The 20,515-nt window shown below is 66.6% G+C and carries 18 protein-coding genes, 2 tRNA genes and 1 riboswitch; of the genes, 16 read left to right on the top strand and 4 right to left on the bottom strand.

Features of this window, described 5'->3' with window-relative positions; genetic code table 11:
- Window positions 1–22: 22 nt before the first annotated feature.
- Window positions 23–1,984 (bottom strand): TPM domain-containing protein, encoded by a 1,962-nt coding sequence (locus tag SAC06_RS01670; protein WP_350258487.1) that lies wholly within the window; start codon window positions 1,982–1,984, stop codon window positions 23–25.
- Between the two features lie 126 nt (window positions 1,985–2,110).
- On the opposite strand from SAC06_RS01670, the gene SAC06_RS01675 reads away from it, so the two are divergent.
- From SAC06_RS01675 to SAC06_RS01690, 4 genes are all read left to right on the top strand, one after another.
- On the top strand, window positions 2,111–2,488 hold the full coding sequence (locus SAC06_RS01675) for a cold shock domain-containing protein (protein ID WP_350258488.1): 378 nt from the start codon (window positions 2,111–2,113) through the stop codon (window positions 2,486–2,488).
- Window positions 2,481–3,260 (top strand): DUF3027 domain-containing protein, encoded by a 780-nt coding sequence (locus SAC06_RS01680; protein ID WP_350258489.1) that lies wholly within the window; start codon window positions 2,481–2,483, stop codon window positions 3,258–3,260. The genes SAC06_RS01675 and SAC06_RS01680 overlap by 8 nt, the downstream gene beginning before the upstream one ends.
- Window positions 3,261–3,351: 91 nt before the next feature.
- Window positions 3,352–4,800, top strand: a complete 1,449-nt coding sequence (locus SAC06_RS01685) for an NCS2 family permease (RefSeq protein ID WP_350258490.1) — start codon at window positions 3,352–3,354, stop codon at window positions 4,798–4,800.
- Between the two features lie 59 nt (window positions 4,801–4,859).
- On the top strand, window positions 4,860–6,191 hold the full coding sequence (locus tag SAC06_RS01690) for an MFS transporter (protein WP_350258491.1): 1,332 nt from the start codon (window positions 4,860–4,862) through the stop codon (window positions 6,189–6,191).
- On the opposite strand, the gene SAC06_RS01695 is transcribed toward SAC06_RS01690, so the two are convergent.
- Window positions 6,188–7,216, bottom strand: coding sequence for an aminotransferase class V-fold PLP-dependent enzyme (locus tag SAC06_RS01695; protein ID WP_350258492.1), 1,029 nt, complete (start codon window positions 7,214–7,216; stop codon window positions 6,188–6,190). The genes SAC06_RS01690 and SAC06_RS01695 overlap by 4 nt on opposite strands.
- A gap of 204 nt (window positions 7,217–7,420) precedes the next feature.
- Between SAC06_RS01695 and SAC06_RS01700 the strand changes: the two genes are divergently transcribed.
- The 6 genes from SAC06_RS01700 to SAC06_RS01725 all read left to right on the top strand — a co-directional run bounded on the left by SAC06_RS01700 (window position 7,421) and on the right by SAC06_RS01725 (window position 14,871).
- On the top strand, window positions 7,421–8,104 hold the full coding sequence (locus tag SAC06_RS01700; protein ID WP_350258493.1) for a metal-dependent transcriptional regulator: 684 nt from the start codon (window positions 7,421–7,423) through the stop codon (window positions 8,102–8,104).
- 111 nt (window positions 8,105–8,215) lie between these two features.
- Window positions 8,216–8,377: riboswitch (cyclic di-AMP (ydaO/yuaA leader) on the top strand.
- 65 nt (window positions 8,378–8,442) lie between these two features.
- On the top strand, window positions 8,443–9,126 hold the full coding sequence (locus tag SAC06_RS01705) for a C40 family peptidase (protein ID WP_350258494.1): 684 nt from the start codon (window positions 8,443–8,445) through the stop codon (window positions 9,124–9,126).
- Between the two features lie 174 nt (window positions 9,127–9,300).
- Entirely contained in the window at window positions 9,301–10,227 is a 927-nt protein-coding gene (locus SAC06_RS01710; protein WP_350258495.1) for a universal stress protein, read from the top strand.
- 47 nt (window positions 10,228–10,274) lie between these two features.
- Window positions 10,275–10,347, top strand: a tRNA-Arg gene (locus tag SAC06_RS01715).
- 137 nt (window positions 10,348–10,484) lie between these two features.
- Window positions 10,485–14,669, top strand: a complete 4,185-nt coding sequence (locus SAC06_RS01720; protein ID WP_350258496.1) for a DUF4011 domain-containing protein — start codon at window positions 10,485–10,487, stop codon at window positions 14,667–14,669.
- Window positions 14,662–14,871 carry a toxin gene (locus tag SAC06_RS01725; RefSeq protein ID WP_350258497.1) on the top strand — a complete coding sequence of 70 codons (210 nt, stop codon included), beginning with the start codon at window positions 14,662–14,664 and terminating at the stop codon, window positions 14,869–14,871. The genes SAC06_RS01720 and SAC06_RS01725 overlap by 8 nt, the downstream gene beginning before the upstream one ends.
- Here SAC06_RS01725 and SAC06_RS01730 read toward each other — a convergent pair.
- Window positions 14,868–15,473, bottom strand: a complete 606-nt coding sequence (locus SAC06_RS01730; protein ID WP_350258498.1) for an SAF domain-containing protein — start codon at window positions 15,471–15,473, stop codon at window positions 14,868–14,870. The genes SAC06_RS01725 and SAC06_RS01730 overlap by 4 nt on opposite strands.
- A gap of 87 nt (window positions 15,474–15,560) precedes the next feature.
- The gene (locus SAC06_RS01735) at window positions 15,561–16,160 is read right to left on the bottom strand and encodes a 5-formyltetrahydrofolate cyclo-ligase (protein WP_350258499.1); all 600 of its coding nucleotides are present in this window, start codon (window positions 16,158–16,160) and stop codon (window positions 15,561–15,563) included.
- Window positions 16,161–16,237: 77 nt separating this feature from the next.
- Between SAC06_RS01735 and glp the strand changes: the two genes are divergently transcribed.
- The 6 genes from glp (at window position 16,238) to SAC06_RS01765 (ending at window position 20,263) form a co-directional block, all read left to right on the top strand.
- Entirely contained in the window at window positions 16,238–17,449 is a 1,212-nt protein-coding gene (gene glp, locus SAC06_RS01740; RefSeq protein ID WP_350258500.1) for a gephyrin-like molybdotransferase Glp, read from the top strand.
- Window positions 17,450–17,457: 8 nt separating this feature from the next.
- Window positions 17,458–18,159 (top strand): GNAT family protein, encoded by a 702-nt coding sequence (locus SAC06_RS01745; protein WP_350258501.1) that lies wholly within the window; start codon window positions 17,458–17,460, stop codon window positions 18,157–18,159.
- Window positions 18,160–18,281: 122 nt separating this feature from the next.
- Entirely contained in the window at window positions 18,282–19,286 is a 1,005-nt protein-coding gene (locus SAC06_RS01750; protein WP_350258502.1) for a hypothetical protein, read from the top strand.
- Between the two features lie 153 nt (window positions 19,287–19,439).
- A tRNA-Ala gene (locus SAC06_RS01755) sits at window positions 19,440–19,515 on the top strand.
- Window positions 19,516–19,713: 198 nt separating this feature from the next.
- Window positions 19,714–20,037 carry a hypothetical protein gene (locus SAC06_RS01760; protein WP_350259199.1) on the top strand — a complete coding sequence of 108 codons (324 nt, stop codon included), beginning with the start codon at window positions 19,714–19,716 and terminating at the stop codon, window positions 20,035–20,037.
- Entirely contained in the window at window positions 20,015–20,263 is a 249-nt protein-coding gene (locus tag SAC06_RS01765) for a phage antirepressor KilAC domain-containing protein (RefSeq protein ID WP_350259138.1), read from the top strand. The genes SAC06_RS01760 and SAC06_RS01765 overlap by 23 nt, the downstream gene beginning before the upstream one ends.
- The last annotated feature ends 252 nt before the right edge of the window (window positions 20,264–20,515 follow it).

Raw genomic sequence — 20,515 nt, forward strand, 5'->3', positions numbered from 1 at the left:
GCGGTCCGGGTGATAGGGGTTACTAGAAGCCGGAGGAGCCACCACGGCCCCCGCTAAAGCCGCCGCCGCCTCCGAACCCGCCGGAGGAGCCGCGCCAGGAGGACCCGCTCGACCCGCCCCAGCCGGAGCTGTGCCCACCGGAGCTGCGTCCGCCGCCCATGTTGCCCAGAATCATCGACCAGAGGAAGACGTCGCTCATGTTCATCCCGGAGCTGCGTCGCCCGGCCGGTTGCGGGGCCGTGGCCAGTGCGCTGCGGGCGAATGACTCGGCCTGGGTGGCCTGCTGGGCCGCCTGCCCGGGGTTGGATTCCAGCAGCGACTGGGCGGAGGTGAGGAGCGACTGGGCTTTGGCCACGCTGTTGCGCTGCTCCATGGTGGCGTAGGCACCGTGAGCCTGAAGCTGAGCCTGGGCCTGCAAGACCAGGGTTTGGGCCCCGGCGATCCGCTGCTGGGCGGTTTGGGTTTCCTTCTGGAACTGGTCGTGGGCCGAACGCAGGGGAGCGAGGGCCCGGTCCAGGCCGTCCTCGGCCAGCCGCAGGCGTTCAATGGCGGAGAGCGGGTCGCCCTGGCCGGAGCGAGCGGCGATCCCGGCCTCGATGGCCGCCTTGGCCTCGTCCACCAGCGGGGCAAAAGAGGCCCGGTCAGCGGAGAGGCGGGCCACGTCGTCCAGGTCGGACGAAATGGAGGCGATGGCCTCGGTCAGCACCTGGGCCGACTGCTCCAGGGCCGTCCGCGCTCCGGTCACCGTTTCGATCAGGCGGAGGGCCTGGGCCAGGGCGGTCGCCGCTAGATCCAGCTCCTGCACCGCCCGGGTCCGGTCGGTCGCCACCAGCTGCTGCACCTGGGCCACGTGTTCGCGGGCCTCGGTCAGCTCGGCCTCGGCCTGGTCCGGATTGTTGGCAATGGAAGCCAGGGACGAGGCGGAAAAGTGCTGCTGAAGGCTCTGCAGCTCGGCCCGGGCCGCCTCCAGACGCCGGTCGGCTTCACCGATCTGTTCGCTCAGCTGTGCGGCCTGCTGCTCCGCGGTCCGTTCCCGCTCGCGCCGGTCCTTCAGCACCTTCTGGGCCGTGGCCACGGCCGGCATCACCCGGCCGACCAGCTCTTGAATTTGCCCGGCCAGCTGGGCTTTGGCGGCCAGGTTCGGCTCGTCGTTCATCCGGGACAGGACTTCGAAAGCCTGCTGCAGCACCGGCTTGGCCGCCTCAATTGCGGTGGCCAACGACTTGGTTTCCAGCGTGCCAAACTGGGCGGTGGCAAAAGACAGCTCGTCTTCGCTTCGGCGCAGAGCCTCATCGGCGTACAGCAGTTGCTGGGAGGATTCGTCGACCAGCTTTTGCTGGGCGGCGGGGCTGGCCTTGGGGCCCAGGCCCGCTTTTCGCAGGCGCGCACCCCGACGGGAGGATGAGACCACCACCGCGAGGACCGCCGCGATCATGATGGCGATTGCCACCCAGACGAGCGCGCCGACACTGCTGCCAGAGCTGGAGCCGTTCGCGCTGGCACTGACTCGCTCGCCAAAGGTGACGATGGCGGCGGTCAGGTCTTCGGGCTGAAGCGGGTTGGACCGGCCCAGCTCGCTGCGGGCGGCTTCGAAGGCCCGGTTCAACTCGGAGTCGCTGACCTGGTTGGAGTCAGCGCCGGTGCACCAGGCCGCGTCGCGCTGTTCGTAGGCGACCGCGAAGATAACTGAGTCGCCGGCCAGGTGGGACTGCTCGCCGGTTTGGAGGCACCACCCGGTTGCGTCCTGGCCGTCGAAAGTGGGGACCGCCACCGCGTAGAGGGCCAATCCGTCTTCGGCTGCGGCCGACAGGGCGTCGTGCGCCTCCTGCGTTTGGGAGGCGTCCAGGAAGCCGTTTGGGTCGGTCACCCGGTCGGTGATGGCCAGTGGCGGCTCGGCCGAGGCGGCCACCCCCAGCAGCACCGTCGCCAGCCCGACCGTTGCAGCCCCACCCAGGCGGGCCAGCCAGTTGTGTTTGGTCTTCATGTCCCCTCCGATCAGTTGGCTTCAAGCATAACTTTCTGTTGGCGGCAATGACACGGTACTCGTTGGGTACTATGCTTGTTCTGAGGATTTGTGACCAAAAAGCGGTTCGGAAGAAATGGGGTTGCCGTGCCTACCGGTAAGGTGAAGTTTTTCGACGTCGACCGAGGATTCGGGTTTATTGGCGGCGAGGATGGGCGCGAGGTGTTTTTGCACGCCTCGGCACTGCCCGACGATCTTCCGGCGCCCAGGCCTGGTCAACGGGTCGAATACGGAATTGCCGACGGCCGGCGCGGCCCGCAGGCAATCTCGGTGCGGGCCCTTTCGGCGCTCCCCTCGGTAGCCCGCGCCCAACGCCGCAAGCCGCAGGAAATGGTGCCGGTGGTTGAGGACCTAATTCGGTTGCTCGACTCGTCGTCAGATTCTTTGCGTCGCGGCAAATACCCAGACAATGCGGGCAAGATTGCCAAGGTTCTGCGCGCAGTAGCGGAGGACTTTAGTGCCTGAGAATGAGATCAATGAACCGGCCCCGAAACTGGACCGGTCGGTAAGACGCGACGAACTGCTGCTCGAGGCGGTAGAGGTGGCCCGGCAGGCGGCGGTGGAAATTTCCCGGCCCGAGTCGGTGGGTGAGCACGTGGGCGCTCGAATGGTGGCCAAGGGCGTGGCTGCCCACCGGTTCCACTGCCAAGACGCCGGCTACCCGGGTTGGGACTGGGAGGTCTCGGTTGCCCGGGCTCCCCGCTCCAAGACGGTGACCGTCTGCGAGGTGTCGCTGCTGCCCGGCGAGGGCGCCCTGCTGGCCCCCGAGTGGGTTCCGTGGGAAGAGCGGCTTCGCCCCGGCGACGTCTCCCGCGAAGACGTGCTGCCCTACAGTGCCAACGACCCGCGCCTGATGACCAACCTGGAGCAGACTGACCCGGAGCTGGTCGACGAGCTCGGGGTGGAAGAGCTGGGGCTGGGTCGCCCGCGGGTGCTCTCCGAATACGGGATCCAGCAGGCCGCTGACCGGTGGTACGCCTCCGATCAGGGACCGGTGCCGGCCGCCAAGCAGACCTGCGCCACCTGCGGGTTCCTGCTGAAGCTGCCCGGCTCGCTGGGACGGGTGTTCGGGGTTTGTGCCAACGAATGGTCCCCGGATGACGGACGGGTAGTTTCCCTGGACCACAGCTGCGGGGCCCACTCTGAGACTGACACCACCAAGCGGAAGCCACAGTGGCCGATGCAGAGTTCACGAATCGACGAGTTCCAGATTACGGTTGACGACCTTCGCCAGTGAACGTGGGTCGCAATTATATCATCGGGTAGGACCGCCCCCCAAATAGCGGACTCGGTTGGAAGCCTTGTCCGAACTGGGCAAACTGACGTGAGTGAGTACCACTGACACAGAGAAGCAGGTTCAGCCTGCCAACGGCGCACTAGATCGATTCTTCAAGATCTCTCAGCGGGGTTCCACCGTCAGCCGCGAAGTTCGCGGCGGACTGGTGACGTTCTTCGCCATGGCCTACATTTTGGTCGTTAATCCATCCATCCTCTCGGCTGCCGCCCCCGAAAGCGGCCCGATTACCACCGCGGCTATTGCCGCCGGCACCGCCCTCATCGCCGGTCTCCTGACCATTGCGATGGGGGTTTTCGCTAACTTCCCCATGTCGATGGCTGCCGGCATGGGCCTGAACGCCATGGTTGCGTTCTCGCTGGTCGGCGGGGAAGGCCTGACCTACCAGGAAGCGATGGGCCTGATCTTCTGGGAAGGCCTGATCATCCTGGTGCTGGTCCTGTCGGGCTTCCGCGAGGCGGTCTTCCGCGCGGTTCCCCAGCAGCTGAAGAGCGCGATCTCGGTTGGGATCGGCCTGTTCATCGCCTTTGTCGGCCTGGCCAACGCGGGCATCATCCGCGCCGGGGCCGGCACCCCGGTCCAACTGGGCGCAGACGGACACCTGTCCGGGTGGCCCATGGCCATCTTCATCTTCGGCCTGCTACTGGTGATCGTGCTGTACGTTCGCAAGGTCAAGGGTGCCATTCTGTTCGGCATCATTGGCGCCACCATTTTGGCCTTCATCGTCCAGGCCGTGGCCAAGGTTCCCGGGGCCGGGGACGACAGCCCGACCGGCTGGATGGGGACCGTTCCCGAGTTCCACGGCTCGCCCGTTTCCCTGCCCGAGTTCGGCACCCTGGGCCAGGTCGACTTCTTCGGCGCCTTCGAGAAGCTGGGTGTCCTCTCCGTCATCCTGCTGATCTTCTCCCTGATGCTGGCCGACTTCTTTGACACCATGGGCACAATGGTGGCGGTCGGAGCCGAAGGGGACCTGCTGGATGAGAGCGGCACCCCGCCGCACTCGGCCCGGATCCTGATGATCGACTCGCTCGGCGCGATGGCCGGTGGCCTGGGCGGCGTCTCGTCCAACACCGCCTACGTCGAATCCACCGCCGGGGTGGGTGAGGGGGCCCGCACAGGTCTGGCCTCGGTCGTGACCGGGCTCCTATTCCTGCTGGCCCTGTTCTTCGCTCCGCTAATGACGCTGGTTCCGGCCGAGGCCGCCTCGACCGCCCTCGTCTTCGTCGGCTTCCTGATGATGACCCAGGTGACCGAGATCGACTGGTCCCGCCAGGAAATGGCCCTGCCGGCCTTCCTGACCATCGCGATGATGCCCTTCTCCTACTCCATCTCCGTGGGGATCGGCGTGGGCTTCGTCTCCTACACCGTCATCCAGATCGCTCGGGGCCACGCCCGGAAGATCCACCCGCTCATGTGGGTGGTGGCCGCACTGTTCGTGGTCTACTTCGCGATGACCCCGATCCAGCAACTTTTGCTGGGATAGGCGGGGCTACAATAGAGAGCAGAACCGTTCACTAGCTGTCGGGGGAGGCGCCCAGCCAATTGTCAAAAACGTTCCACTCACTCAAATATCCCAACTTCCGACTGTGGATCGCCGGAAACGTCGTGGCGTCCACCGGGACCTGGATGCAGCGAGTGGCGCAAGACTGGCTGGTGCTGACCGTCCTGACCGACGGCGCCGGTTCCCAACTGGGGATCGTGACGGCTCTGCAATTCCTTCCGCTGCTAGTGCTCTCACCTTGGATGGGAGCACTAGCAGACCGGGTTAACCGACGGACCCTCCTGCAGATCACCCAGGCCTCCACCGGGATTCTGGGTCTGGGGCTCGGCCTGCTGGTGCTGACCAACCAGGCCGAACTGTGGATGGTCTACTGCTTTGCGCTGGCGGGTGGGGTCGCCTCCGCGGCCGACTCTCCCGCCCGGCAAGCTTTCGTGTCCGAACTGGTCCCGCCCACCTCGCTGGCCAACGCGGTCGGTCTGAACTCGGCTGCCTTTAACACCGCCCGCCTGATTGGCCCGGCCGTCTCCGGCCTGATCATCGAGTGGGTGGGAATGGGGCCGGTGTTCCTAATTAACGCGGGCCTGTTCCTGATGCCGGTGCTGACACTGGCGCTGATGAATCCAGACCTGCTCCGCCGGCCCCCGCTGGTGCCGCGCGCGAAGGGGCAGATTCGCGAAGGTTTCGCCTACGTCCGCTCGCGCCCCGACATTGTCTCGATCATGGTGATCATGGGGATGGTCTCGGCGTTTGGGCTGAACTTCCAGATGACTTCGGCCATGATGGCCACCGAGGTGTTCGGCAAGTCCGCCGGCGAGTACGGGATGCTCGGCTCCTACATGGCGATCGGGTCTCTGGCCGGGGCGCTAATTGCTGCTCGCCGGGCCCGGCCGCGCCTGCGCCTGATCGTGGGGGCAGCCCTGATCTTCGGCCTGTTCGAGGCGGCGCTGGCCCTGGCCCCCAGCTACTTCTGGTTTGCGGTCATGTCGGCCCCGACCGGCCTGGCCTCGCTCACGCTGATCACGGCGGCGAACGCGGCCGTCCAAATTTCCACCGCGCCCGAGATTCGCGGGCGGGTGATGTCGCTGTACATGATGATCTTCATGGGGTCCACCCCGCTCGGCGCACCGATCGTCGGCTGGATTGGCGAGCAGTTCGGTGCTCGCTGGTCACTGGGGATCGGGGCGATTGCCTGCGTGGTCGTCGCCCTCCTGGTCGGGGTCTGGGGCAAGGTCCACTGGGACGTTCACCTGCAGGTCGATCGCAGCCCGTATCGTCTGCGGGCCATTGGCCCGGTCGAGCGGGCCGGCCTGGACCCGATCACCCTGAAGCCGCTCTCCGATCCGCCCGAGCAGCAGGCGCAGCGCGGAGACTAGTGCTCGACCGCCCAGTCGATGCAGGCCAAGACCGAGTCGATGTCCGCCTGGTCGATGGAGGGGAACGAGGCGATTCTCAGCTGGTTTCGACCCAGCCCGCGGTAGCCCTCGATGTCTTGAATCCCGGCCGGGCGCAGGCGAGCCGCCAACTCGCCGGCCGAAATCTCCTCGGCCAGGTCCACGGTGGAGACCACCGGTGAGCGCCAGGCGGGAACCTCGACGAAGGGGGTGGCCCAGGGGCGGGACTCGGCCCAGCGGATGATCGCGTCGGCGCCGGCCTCGGCCCGAGCGGCCATTTCCGCCAGACCCCCCTCGGCCAGCATCCATTCGAGCTGGCTGTGGACCAGCAGGAGGGTGCCGATGGCGGGGGTGTTGACCGTTTGGCCCTTCCGAGCCGACCTGATCGCCGAGGTCAGGTTCAAGATGCCAAACTGGGGCCGGCTCGAGAGCCGGTTCAACTCTTCGGCCCGAGCCACCGCGCGGGGGGAGAGGATCGCGACCCACAGGCCCGCATCCGCCCCGAAACATTTTTGCAAAGAGAAGTAGTAGGCGTCGACCAGGCTGAGGTCGACCGTGGCTGCCCCCGCGATCGAGGTGGCGTCCACCAGGGTAAGTGCCTCGGGATCCGGGGCCCGGTACAGGGGGGAGACGACCCCGGTGGAGGTCTCGTTGTGCGGGTAGCAGTAGGCGTCGGGGCCGAGCCCCAGGCCGCCGGGCAGCGCGGTGTTCATGATGGCCAACTCGCCGGCGGGCGCCTCGTCCACCGTCGCGTTCATCCAGGGGGCCGAGCGGCCGTCAGCGGCAAATTTGCCGCCGAACTCGCCAAAGACGGCAAAGTTTCCCCACTCGCGAATCAGCGAAACGCAGGCGGTGGCCCAAAAGGCGGTGGCGCCACCGTTGCCCAAAACGATTTCGTAACCTTCGGGTACCGAAAACAGCTCCCGCAACTGCTGCTGAATCGACTGGACCAGACCGATTACCCCGGCCTGCCGGTGGCTGGTTCCCCACAGGTTTGACTGCCCCAATTCGTCAATCTGAGCTGGACGCACTTTTGAGGGGCCCGCACCAAATCGCCCATCGCGTGGCCAGAGGGAGCGAGGGGGAAGTTCCTGTGTCATCATGCCAATACGTTAGGGCAGGGAGCGGCAGAAATGTTGCCAAAGACCATAGGGTGAACTGCCCGGTAGAGTTGGGCTGAAGCCCGCGAGTCCACGTGCAGAGGAGATGTGATGGCGTCCTTTGATCTGATTGACACCACCGAGATGTACCTCAAAACCATCTACGAGATGGAAGAGGATGGGGTGACGCCGCTGCGGGCCCGAATCGTGGAGCGGCTGGGTCATTCCGGACCGACCGTGTCCCAGACGATCGCCCGGATGGAACGGGACAACCTGGTGACCGTGCGCGACGATCGCCGCCTGGAGCTGACCGATGAGGGCCGGGGGATTGCCGTCGAAGTGATGCGCAAACACCGCCTGGCCGAGCGGCTCCTGGTCGACGTGATCGGCCTGTCCTGGACTCAGGCTCACGACGAAGCCTGCCGGTGGGAGCACGTCATGTCCGCCGCGGTTGAGGATCGCCTGGAAGACCTCCTAGCCGGTCCCGAGTTTGATCCGTACGGCAATCCGGTCCCCGGACGCGGTGTGAGCAACGCCACTGAGGTGAATATTGAAACGGCGTTGGAAGGAAAAGACGAGGTTACCGGGACCATTGTCCGGATTGGGGAACCCATTCAGGCCGAGCCGTGGCTGCTGAAAAAGTTCGAGGAGCTTTCCGCACGACCCGGCGCTAAAGTCTGGATCCGACGGGTGCCCAGCGGGTACCAAATCGGCCTGGACCGGCCCGAAGGTGGGCGTGAACCACTGGTGCTGGAACCGGTCTTTGCCGCCCACCTGTTCGTGACTTTGCCCTAGTTTCCCGCCCTTTGGACCGGCGTCGGTGAGCATAGTTACCAAAACGTGACATTTTTTTGAACGGGATGCTACTGTTCTTTTTAGCCGATCCCCGCCCGGGGTGATGCCGCCTCTGATGAGAAGCCGAATCTGCAGCCTCTCAGATGGTGAAAGACGCGCTGCAGGACGGAGGAACCGAATCCCGACCGCAAGGTCTTGGGGTGAAGTCCGAATGGACGGGGCGCTCCGGCCCCAACCCGACAGCTAACTTCGTAGGCTCAATCAGGAGAGATTAATAAGTGACAAAATCGAGAACTGTAGGTCGGCATCGTCTGGCTGCACGCCCGATCACCCCGTTGGTGGACCTAACACAGACCTCTGAATTTGGCCGGATTACTCTGCGTCGAGCCGCTGGCGTCACCGCCACGGGCATCATGGTCACAGCCGGACTGGCCGGGGTAGCAAACGCCGCCCCCACCTTGGAATCCGAGGCGAAGCCGAAGCTTGCTGATCCTTCGGTCAACCTGACCGACCAGTCCGTGGGCACGATCGTGTCCCTGGATAAGGCCTGGGATCCGGGTGACGAAGTTTCCGTCGCGGTCAAGGCCCCGGTTGAGGTGGCAGAGCCCGTCGAAGAAGAGGTCGAGGAAGTCTCCCGCTCTGAGGAACGCGAAGAACTGGTTGAGGAACCCGTCTACGTTCCTTCCGGCTCCGTGAACGCCTCCTCGGTCGTGGAAGCTGCCTACCAGCTGCTGGGGATCCCCTACGCGTGGGGTGGCGAATCGATGGCCGGGGTGGACTGCTCCGGACTGGTGAAAATGGCGTTTGCTGCGGTTGGGGTCAACCTGCCGCACAGCTCTGACGGAATTGCCGCTGCCGGCACCATGATTCCCGCCTCTGAGGCCCAGCCCGGCGACGTCGTCGCCTACCCGGGTCACGTGGCCATCTACGTGGGCAACGGAATGATGATCGAAGCTCTGGATTACGGATACGTTTCGCAGCTCTCTCCCGTTCGCGGGGGCGGCTGGTTCGTGCGCATCTAAGGCTGACACAGAGCATCACACTGGCACCGAGAAATCGGTGCCAGTTTTGCTATCCGGGGGCGGGCGGCCAAACAGTGCCCGGAACTCCCCCAACCACGCCTTGTTGTCCAACTGTGACGCACGTATCAAAAAAAACAGTGCAAAATAGAACCAGAGCTAGCTGGAGGAGATCTGATGGACCAGACAGAGATCGTCGTTGGAGTCGACGGCTCCCGAGAGTCCCTTGACGCCGCACTTTGGGCCGGGGAGCACGCCAAACGGGTAAATGGACACCTGACGGTGGTGTGCGCGTACCCGACCGCTTCCTACAGTGCGGCGGCCCTGGACGGTGGGTTTGCGGTGGTCGACGATGAGTCGCTGCACCAGGGGGCGTTGGACGCCGCGAACGAGGCGGCCGCGGCCGTGCGGGAACAGGTGGGGGTGGACCCCGAAGTGAGCGCACTGGTGGGTGACCCCTCGATTGTGCTGGCTGAGCTGTCCAAGGAGTGCGACCTGATCGTGATCGGCTCGCGCGGGCGCGGCGGGTTTGCCGACCGGCTCCTGGGCGCGGTCTCCTCGGCTGTTCCGGCCCACTCCAAGTGCCCGGTGGTCACGGTGCCCCCGCACAGGTCCGGCAAGCCGTTCACTCCGATCGAGCGGATCGTGGTTGGGGTTGACGGCTCGGACCAGGCCTCAACCGCGCTGGTCAAGGCGGTGGACCTGGCCTTTGCCTGGCAGGCAGAGCTGACCGCGGTGGTAGCGATTCCGGTGGCCACGGCCGGCGGGGCAATGGCCTGGCTGCCGGTGGCGGTCGATCGCCAGGTGCTGCTGGACGACATTATGGAGAGTCTGAACTCCGCGATTGAGAAGGCGCTAAACGGGAGGGACATGTGGGTGGCCCGCCACGTGCTGGACGGATCGCCGGCCGCGCTCCTGACCGAGTTCTCCACCGCGGTGGACCTGGTCGTGGTCGGGACCCGTGGGCGCGGAGGCTTCGCCGGCATGCTGCTGGGGTCCACCTCGCAAACGGTGCTGCACCACTCCACCTGCCCGGTGATGACCGTTCCCTCCCGGCACCGCGATCGGCGCCCCAGCCCAACCCAAAGCTGGGAACGGCGCTAATTTTCGGGCGGATAAACCCCAGTGCTAGGGTAGTGGGGTCCACCCCCGCCCGCGTAGCTCAGGGGATAGAGCAACCGCCTCCTAAGCGGTAGGTCGGACGTTCGAATCGTCTCGCGGGCACCGGTTCGGTGCGCGTGGTTGGCGCCCGAAAAACGCAGGTCAGGGCGGAGTGTGCCCCGCGCTTTTGTCGGCGGAAAAATGCGCAACTTCGGCACGCCTGTTGGGGTATTGCCCAAGGTCCGGTTAGTGTATTAGGCGTGAGCCCAAGCATCTTCAGCCGCCTGAGTCAGAGCGGTGCCGAGCAGGATTCTGCCCCGCCGGTTGAGCAGACCCCGGCCGACCAGCCGCGCCCATTTCGCGCGGTGGTTGACGACTGGCGAACCCAGCTGGCGGACACCATGCGCCAGGAGCTGGCCAGCAACCCGCTGACCCGCCTCGACCTGGGCCACCCCCACCCGGGCGGTTTGGCCCAGCTTTACGCCGAACACCCGACCAAACTTTCGAACCTGTTCCGCGACTCTGATCAGCAGCGGGTGAGCGAGGCGGCCGCGCTGGATGTCCTGCGCCAAGCCCAGCGGATGATTGACGATCATGGCTCGGTCACGCTGTACCTGTCCATCGGGACGGCTCGCTGGCTCGAAGACGACGCCCGCCGGACCACCCCGATTCTGCTGCGCCCGATCGACATGACGATGGGGGAGGACTCGGAGATTTACCTGGCGCTGCGCCCGGGCATTGAGATTTCCAACCGGCTGCTGATGGTGCTCTCGCGCTACGGCCAGCCGATTGAGACCGCCGACCTGCTGAACCTGGTTCGGACCCGCCACGGGTTCTCGCCCGAAGCCGCCCTGCAACTGGTGCGCGAGGCAGGGGGCGCCGTCCCCGGGTTCGAGCTGGAAGACACCCTCTCGGTCGGGGTGTTCTCCCACCCCACCTCCGCCCTGCTGCGCGAGCTGGGCGCCCCGCAGTGGTTGAGCCTGTCGGCGCCGGTGCGGGCCCTGGCGGGAGATGCTCAGGCACGCGGCGAACTGGACTTTGAGCCGGCCCCACCAAACCCTGGGGACCGGGACCCGTGGGCCGAGCGCGGCCTCGGGGAACAACCCCCGCAGCTGGCCGACGTGATCGAGGCGGCCACCGGCCCCAACTCGGTGCTGGTGGAAGCCCCCGCCGGGGAGGACTACTCGCACACGGTGGCGGCCATTGCCGCTGAACACGCGGCCCAGGGCCGATCCGTTCTGGTGGTGGCCGCCCAGGGGGCGGCCCAGCAGGCGGTGGCCGACGCCCTCACCCGCGAAGGGGTGGCGGGGGTGGCCAACCTGATTGGGGGGACAGCCCGGTCGGCCGAGACGGTGCAACAGCATCTGCAGTCGGCTTTCCTGGATGCCTCCGACGACTTCGACAAAGACGCGATTGACGAGATGCGCACCCGGCTCCGGCGTCGCCGGGAGGAACTGTCTTCCTACACCGAGAGCCTGCACCAGGAGTTTCCCGAATGGGGAGTGTCAGCCTTCGATGCCCTTCAGGTGCTAACCGATCTGACTTCAATTCCAGGTGGTCCCACCACCCGGGTCCGACTCAGCCGAGCCTCACTGGAAGCCCTGGCCGCCGACCAGGGGCAGGCCGCCCGCGAACTGCTGCAGCAGGCGTCGAGCCTCGGCATGTTCTCCGGCGACGTACTGCGGAACTGGTGGACCGGGGTGGAGCTGCTGGACGACCCCAGCGTGGAGCAGGCGCTGCACGCGGTCCGTGAACTGTCCGAACGGGTCCTGCCCCAGACGGAGCGGGACATGCAGGCGGTGTCGGCCAAGACCGGACTGCGCCTGGCAGCCAACGTGCGCGACTGGGAAGCGGAACTGGACCTGCTGCGGGGGGTCCGCCAGAGCCTGGATGTTTTCGTCCCCCGGGTGTTTGAGCGTTCCGCCGCCGACATGGTCCTGGCCACCGCCAGCAAGGAGTGGCGCCGCGACCGGGGCATCAACCTGCGGGGCTCCCAGCGCCGCCGCCTGGTCAAGCAGGCAAAAGACCTGCTGGTGCCCGGGGCCCACGTGCCGGACCTGCACCGGGAACTGGTGTCGGTGCAGGAGCGGCGGGACCAGTGGCGCAAACTGGCCGCGCCCGAAACCTGGCCGACCGTACCGGCCGACATCACCGCGGTCCTGGCCACCTTCGAACTGCTGATGCAGAGCCTGCACCTGCTGAACCGCTACCTGGAACCGGTTTACGGGAACCTGTACGAACTGTCGATGGAGGAACTCGGCGGGCTGATGGACGCGCTGGCGGCCGACCCGGCTGGGGCCCGCGAACTGCCCGAACGGGTCCGGATTGCCAGCCGCCTCGAAGCGATGGGGCTGGGCGAGTTGATGGCCGACCTGCAGGAGCGCCGCGTCGACGGGGAAGCCCTGTCGTTGGAGGTGGACCTCGCCTGGTGGGCGACCGCGCTGTCGATGATGCTGAGTCAGGATCCGCGCCTGGGTGGGTTCGACCCCTCCCAGCTGCAGGACGCCCTGGGGGAGCTGCGGGACCTGGAGGGGCAGCAGGCTGCTTCGCTCGGGCCGCAGGCGCGCTCGCGGATCATGCGGCTGCGCCAGCAGGCCCTGGCCGAGATCGGCTCGAACTACGAGCAGACCCAGCGCGAACTGGCGGTGCCGATGGCTGCCGCCGCCTACTATGCGCGCCAACCTATTAGCTGGCGCCTGATGCCAATCGTGATCACCGCCCCGGCCCTGGTGCCGCTGGTGGTGCCCTGGGGACGCCACGTGGACGTGGTGCTGCTGGCCGGGTTGGACGAGGTGTCGTTGCCGGCTCTGATTCCGGTGCTGGCTCGGGGGCGCCAGGTGATTGCGGTGGGCCCGGGGGGACCGCAGCAGGAAAACTTTGCCGAGTTGGCCCGCGCCCTGCCGAAGGTAACCATGACCCCGCAGCCGCAGCGGGTCAACGACGCCATCGTGGGGCTGCTGAGCCGCTACGACGTGGGGTCGGCCGGAATTTCGATTCCGTCCCGGCGGACTCAGGGTCGGTTGGACCTGCAGCTGGTGGATGGGACCGGGATGCCCGCGCCGGGTCTGCACGCGATTGAGTCTTCGGCCGCCGAGGTGGAGGCGGTGGTTCAGCGGGTGCGCGAGCACGCCCACCACCAGGCGGACGTCTCCCTGGCGGTGGTCGCCCTGAATGACCGGCATGCCGAACGGATTGAGGCGGCCCTGCGAACCGCGGTGGCGACCGATACGACGCTGCGCGGCTTTGTCCGGGCCGGACGGACCGAACCGTTCGTGGTGATCGGACCGGAAGCCGCCCACGGACTGCGCCGCGACCGGGTAATTGTCGCGGTGGGCTACGCCAAGACGCCGCACGGCCGCGTGATCCACGACTTTGGGCCGTACTCTCAGCCCGGGGGCGAACACCTGCTGGCCCAGGTGCTGCGCACCGCTCGGGGGGACCTGGACCTGATCGCGGCCTTCGATCCGGCAGAGGTTGACACCGAGCGACTGCGCCAACCCGGCGCCCACATGCTGGTGGATCTGCTGAAGCTCGGGAGCACCGTCCAGGCGGAAAGCGAGACCCCGTGGCCGACGTTGGAGGTAGCCCCGGACCACCTGCTGGTGGATCTGGCCGAGCGCCTGTACGGCCTGGGCCTGAACGTGGTTCCGAACCTGGGGGTCCCCGGTGGGTTGCGGATCCCGCTGGGCATTGGGCACCCGGAGGTGCCGGGTGAACTGCTGGTGGCGGTGCTGACCGATGACGATGACTACATCTCTGAGCCCTCCCTGCGGGTGCGGGATCGGCTGATCCCGGAGCTGCTGGAAGAGCAGGGGTGGAAGGTCCGGATTGAGCTGTCGATGGCCGTTTTCATCGACCCGAACAAGGAGGCCGAGGCGATCGTCCAGCTGGTCCTGGACGCCGTCGACGAGTTCTACGACCGGCACCCTGAACTTCGCCCCGAACCGACCCTGATCGAGGTGGAGGCCGGTCCGGCCACCGCCGCCGAACTGGATCTGCTGGATGAGGAACCAAACCCGATGGGGGAGGACCAGTCAGCCACCGAGGACGAAGAGGCCACCGAAGCGGAGCAGGAGGAAGCCCCCACCCAGGAGGAGAGCCTGTTCGAGTTGGAGGACACGGCTGCTCACCTGCGCGAAATCAAAGCCCGCGAGGGTCGGCCTTCGATCGCCCCGGGTCTGCCGTTGGCAGCCTACGGGGATGATCAACTAGACGAGGTGGCCCAGTGGATCATCCAGGGCGCCCCCGAGCTGGGCGGCGACGAACTGGTGGAGGAATTGCGAAAGACCCTGGGTCTGCATCGCCGGGGGGCCCAGTCGGACGCGGTTCTGCGCAATGTGGTCCGCCGGAACCGGGCCGCGTTGGACCTGCCGGAGGAAACGCCGTTCCAGGGCCAAGATGAGCCCGAACTCGAAGTTGAACTGGAGGAGCCCACCGTTGAGTGAGGCTTCCTCCCCTCGGCGGCGCCGGCGCGTAGTACAGATCAACCCTATTGATCAGGCGCGACTGGAACGCGGCCTGGCCCCCACCTGGCTGGAACCAGCCCAGCTGAGCGACGACGAACCCGTCCCCGAGCAGCAGGGGGAGACCGCCAACGACCGGCGCCTGCAGGAGGATCGGCCCCCGCACTGGAGCCCGCGTCCCTAGCCCGGCCGGAGCGTCAGACTGAGCGTGCCGTTTTGGGCGGCCCAGAGGACGTCGGCGGTGGCCGAAGCCGGGACCGCCAAACTGAGTAGCACCCCCTCTGCTTCGGTCCAGCCCGGGGGCTCCGCCTGCTGCAAGACCCGGGCCTCGGCGGCCATCAGGGTGGGCGGGCAGGCCAACTCGACGCAGTCCGCCGCCTGACCCCAGACATCAACCACATCCCCGGGTGTGAAGCTGCCGCTCCTTGCGGTCACCTCAACCAGAGTCTCATCCGCGGCCAGCAGCCGGGCACGTTCAGAGCCCCGCACGTCCACCTGGGTCAGCACCGTCCGGGCCGGCAGGAACCGCGCCGCCACAAAGCCGGGCGGTCCCTCCTGCGCGGGAAGGGCCAGGTCGGGAAGAGCTGCGGCGGGGACGGTAACCAACTGCAGGTCCTTCCCGGTGACCTGCCCACCCAACTCAATGTCGCGAGTCGTGACCCAAACCGGGGACCCGTCCCCCGGGGCGCGCAGCGCCAGCACCCCGAGCCCCAGCACGGTCAGGGTTACGCCCGCCAGAGCCAGGGTCCGCAGGACCTTCGAAGTGCCACGCCACCAGGTGTTCATCCAGTCAGGGTGCCACCGTAGCGGGGGCGCGGCCAGGGGCCCGATTGCCGCCAGTGGAAAACCGGGGTCCGCGCTGGCTGTGGAGCACTACTGGAGGGGGAAGGCCCCGTTCTCGGTGACCGCAAACGACAGCGGCACGTCGTGGTCCTCCCGGGGCAGCGCCGCCCCCGCCAGAAAGTCCGCTTGGTAGACCATGGCCGCGGTCAACACCCCCGGCGGCAGGTCCGCCAGCACCCGGTCATACCAGCCGCCCCCCTGGCCAAGACGAGTCCCCGCCTCGTCCACCGCCAGGGCCGGCACCAGCACCAGGCTGACCTCCGCTAGTGAACCCGGCCGATCCGCGCTCGGCTGGCCCGGGGCCCAGGTGCGTGGCTGCTCCCACAGTTCCCCGGGGCTCCACCAGGCCCACTGACCCGGCGCCAGCGGCGCCCCCGCCAGCTCCGACTCGTCCACCGAGAACAGGCGCGGCAGCAGGACCCGGTCCCGCTCGCCCCAAAACACGCGCACGTCCGGCTCGGTCCCAACCGGGACGTAGGCGGCCACCCCGCCCTGGCCGGCGGCCACCCAAACCGCCTCTAACCCCGCCCAGAAAGCACTGCCCGCTGGCAGCAGGCCGGCCTGGTGGGCGGCCAGTCGCCGGGCCCGCACGCACCGGCGCCAATTCGATTTCGCTGTTGCTACGCTCACAGAACCATCGTAGGTGAAGCCGGCGAACTCGGAGCGTGAGCTAACCGAAACGGCGCTTTGTCTGCGAGACTTAGAGCATGCGTTCTGTTGCTGAGTTCTATCAGGATTGTCTGGGTTCGGCCCGCCAACAACCCCCCTTGGATGTTCAACTTTCCGATGCGGTCGGGTGCGTGCTGGCGGAGGAAGTCCAGGCCCCCTTTGACCTGCCCGTGGCCAACGTGGCCGCCGGAGACGGGTACGCCGTGCGGACCGCGGACCTGGCCGGGGCCAACCCGGACCATCCCGTCACCCTGCAGGTGACCACCGAGGTGCGGGCGGGGGATGTGAGCCCGACCGTGCTGGTGGCCCGCTCCGCCGTGCGGATTGCCTCCGGCGCGCCCGTGCCCGAAGGGGCCGACGCGGTGGTGGCGCTCGAGTTCACCGACCACGGGGTGGCCAGCGTCCAGGTACGGACCCAGCCGGCAGTGGGCGAAAACATCCGCTTCCAGGGGGAAGATGTGGAGCGCGGCGACATTGTCCTGCGGCCCGGCACTCGCGTCGGGGCCCGGCAGGTGGCGCTGCTGGCCGGGGTGGGCCGCTCGCGCGTGGTGGTGCACCCGCGTCCCCGCGTGGTCGTCCTCTCGATTGGGGACGAGCTGGTGGAGCCCGGCTCGAAGGCCCGGCCCGGCACCGTGTTTGACGCCAACGGTCACGCCCTCACCACCGCTATCTCCGATGCCGGGGCGGAAGTGTTTCGGGTGCCGGCCGTGCCCGACAACCGCTCGATCCTGAAAAACACGATTGAGGACCAGCTGGTTCGGGCCGACCTGATCATCACCACCGGTGGGATTTCCTACGGTTCGGGCGACACCGTCCGGGAGGTGCTGGGCACGCTGGGGACCGTCCGGTTCGACAACGTGGCCGCTTGGCCCGGGCACATCCTGGGGGTCGGCACGGTGGGTGACGGCACCCCGATCTTCTGTCTGCCCGGCGACCCCGTCTCCGCTCAGGTCTGCTTCGAAGTGTACGTTCGACCGGCACTGCGCCAAATGCAGGGGTGGGCCAAGCTGACCCGCCCGAGCGTGCAGGCCCGGGTCGACCGCGGCTGGTATTCGCCCCGCGGACGGCGCGAGTTTGTGCGCGTGCGCCTGGTGGGGGATCCACGCCAGGGCTACCAGGCCCGCGTGATGGGCAAACCCGCCTCCCTGTGGCTCTCCGCCCTGGCCGCCTCGAACGCGTTGGCGATCGTCCCCGAAAACGTGACCAACGTGCGGGCGGGCGACGCCCTCCAGTGCCTGGTGTTGGACTAGTGGACGGCGTGCCCGTGAGTCCGTCCTGGTGGGAACGCCTGCGGGCTCCCAGCGTGTGGGGGAGAAGCGTCGAGGAACTCACCCTCGACTTTCCCGCCCCCGGGGCGAACGGTCTGCTGCGGCCAGATACCTTTATCCGCCACCTGCGGATCCGGCCCGCCTGGGGTTCGGATCACCAGAAGTTGGAGGCGGTCCGCCGTCAAAACCGGCTTTGGCTGAGCCCGTGGGAGGCGACATTGCCCCCGGGCTCCAACGAGTTGCTGCCCACCGCAGGGGAGTACCGCCGGCGCGTCGAACGCCAAATGCACGACGGGGAATCGCTGGTGATGGTGATCGAGGCGGACGGTGAGGTGGCCGGGCTGGTGTCCATTTCCGGGGTTCAGCGCGGAGCCATGAGCCAGGGCAACCTGGGCTACTGGATTGGGCAGCAGTGGGCCCGGCAGGGGGTGACCTCGCTGGCGGTGGCCGCCGTGGTCGACCTGGTGATCGGCGAGTTGGGGCTCCACCGACTCGAAATCAACGTTCGCCCCGAAAATGCGGCCTCGCTCGGGGTGGCCCGTCGGCTGGGTTTGCGCCACGAAGGGCTGCGGGTGCGCTACATGTGCATCGCCGGGGCTTGGGCCGACCACGAGGGGTTCGCGGTCGACGCCGAGATGCTGAGCGAAGGCGGCCTAGTCGAGCGCCGAATCGTCGGTCGGTACCAGCCCTGAGCGGGTAAAGTTCCAACACCCCCGGGGCGTCGCAAGCCAATTGGCAGACCCTGACCTAAGTTGGAGTTGTGGTATTAGGTGGTCTGGCTCTAGCAACGGTGTTCCTCCTGGTGGGAGGCATAGTGGCACCGCGAATTGTGGGGCGCCGTCAAGCGTTGGTACTCTCGCGTGACGGCGACCGATTCTCGACTGAGCTGCGCCTGCTGGAGGAACCGCCGGCGCTGAACCCCACCACTCGCGGGCGGAGGCCCGCCCCCATGCCTTTACTGAAAAATGCGTCCAGCCCCTCGGAAAGTGGGACAGCCATGAGCTACGAATCGTCAGCCTCTCGGCCACACCGGCCCCGGTCCGCCACCACCCTGCGGATGACCACCGAGCAGACCCGGCAGTTGGCCGCCCTGAAAGCCCAGCGGGCCGCGCGCATCTCGCGTGAAGCCGCTGCCGCCCAGCGTCGCCTGGTGACGGTGGGGGTGGCTGCGGCACTGATGCTGCTGACGGTGTTCCTGGGTGCCACCGGGGTGGCGAGCTGGTGGTGGACGGCCGGAACGGGTGCTCTGCTGGTTGGGAGCGTCGGCGGTTCGCGGCTGGCGGCCATCAACATTGAGCGGGCGCGTGAGCGGGAAGACCAGCAGTTCCAGGCTTTGCAGGAGCAGGTGGATGCCCGGGGTGGGACCCGGGTGGCGCCGGTTGCTTCGGAGACGGTGTCGGGTGCTTCGGCTGCGGTTGTTTCGGGGCAGGCTGGTTCGGAACAGGCCGTGGAGGCGGCTGAACCGGTTGTGGTTGAAGTTGAAATGGCTGAGGTTACCGAAGTGACTGAGGTTGTCGAAGTGGAGGAGGCGGCCCCGGTGGCTTCGGCGATTGAGCTGACCGAGTCGGTGGCGGCCGAGGTGGCCACCGGTTGGACGGTGCCGCAACTGCCGGTGCCCGTGGCTGTGCGAAAGGCCAAGACCGTTCGACGCCAAGTCCACATCGACACCGATTTGCGCGGGGTGCCGCAGGTGGAGAGCAAGGTCGGACGGCCAATGGCGGCCACCGCCAGCCCGGTGGTCAACCTGCGACCGATGGTCGAGGAAGACGACTTCAACCTGGACCTGGAAGCGGTGCTCGAAAAGCGCCGAGCGCAGTAGGTGGCGGCTGGTAGGTCCAGGCTGGCTGCTGGCGGCTGATGTTTGACGGTGGTGAGCAGGACCACCTCCCCCTGAGCGGGAGCCAAGTTGCAGGCCGAACCGGGGACCGTGATAAGCTATTCAGGTCTTTCCCGCTGAATGTGGGGAAACATCGGGGCTATGGCGCAGTTGGTAGCGCGTCTCGTTCGCAATGAGAAGGTCGGGGGTTCGAATCCCCCTAGCTCCACCACGATGCTTTTGCTCGAACCCTCGACGAAAGTCGTCAAGTCACTAGGCAGTACATCTAGGAAGAGCCCGCTGATTCCAGCGGGCTTTTTGTTTGCCCAGTGTTGTTAGGTGTGGCGGCGGGCTGTGCGGGTCCTAGAGAACTGCCCCAGGATCCGAGCTGAATGACATTGGGTGGTGCTATGGAGTTTGCTCCGACGAGGTGTTGACCATTGTCGGTGATGGTGGCGCGCATCCTTTTGAAGAGGCGAAGGTTGAGGATGCAGCGGGTTCGGAAGGATGCCTGCTGGAGGAAACCCCAACGAATGTGGTGGATCCGGACTGGATTCTTCAAGGGCCGTGCGGTCGGCACTGCCGTGAGGTCGCGTCGGACCTGCTCTTTGGTCTGTGTGCCAATAGGGTGCCTACCGGTGGCTTGGGTGTTGAAGCCCCAGATAACCAGTGGTGTGCGCCTGTCGTCGACATTAGCGGTGTGGTTCTCGTGGTAGTTGTTGGCGGCTTGGGTGTTGAGGCGGCCAATCGGTAGGGGGCTGATTGAAACGCAATTCTTGAGTTTCCTGCTTAATTTGCCTACCCCGAGGCAGAGGTCTGCGTACGCGCAGGAGGGGCACACGCAATTGAAGGCGCACGAGTATGGCGAAGGTAGAACCCGAACCCACATGTACTGGACGCAAAAGGGCACATTGTTCATCTACGACTTGCCGAAGTCGCGGGATGAGTTGCCGGCGATCGAACAGGGTAACCAGACGTAACCGCCAACATGGATCCGCGTCGCAACGGGAGGGGTATCTCAGTCTGACTGTGTCCAATGCATTGCAAATGGTACTTGCTGGTGCGAGAGGCTGGTGCCGGTGGGTGGTTGTCGGCCGTGATTTGGTCTGATTGTTGGGGTGATGCATCAACGGAGACTTTCAAGCTCTGTGACGGACAATTGCTTGGGTTGGGAAGTCATGAGAAAATGTAAAGCAAATCACCACTGTCTTGGCTGCGTGGCCCGATGCTGT

It is taken from the genome of Scrofimicrobium sp. R131, from assembly GCF_040256745.1.
GTDB classification, from domain to species: domain Bacteria; phylum Actinomycetota; class Actinomycetes; order Actinomycetales; family Actinomycetaceae; genus Scrofimicrobium; species Scrofimicrobium appendicitidis.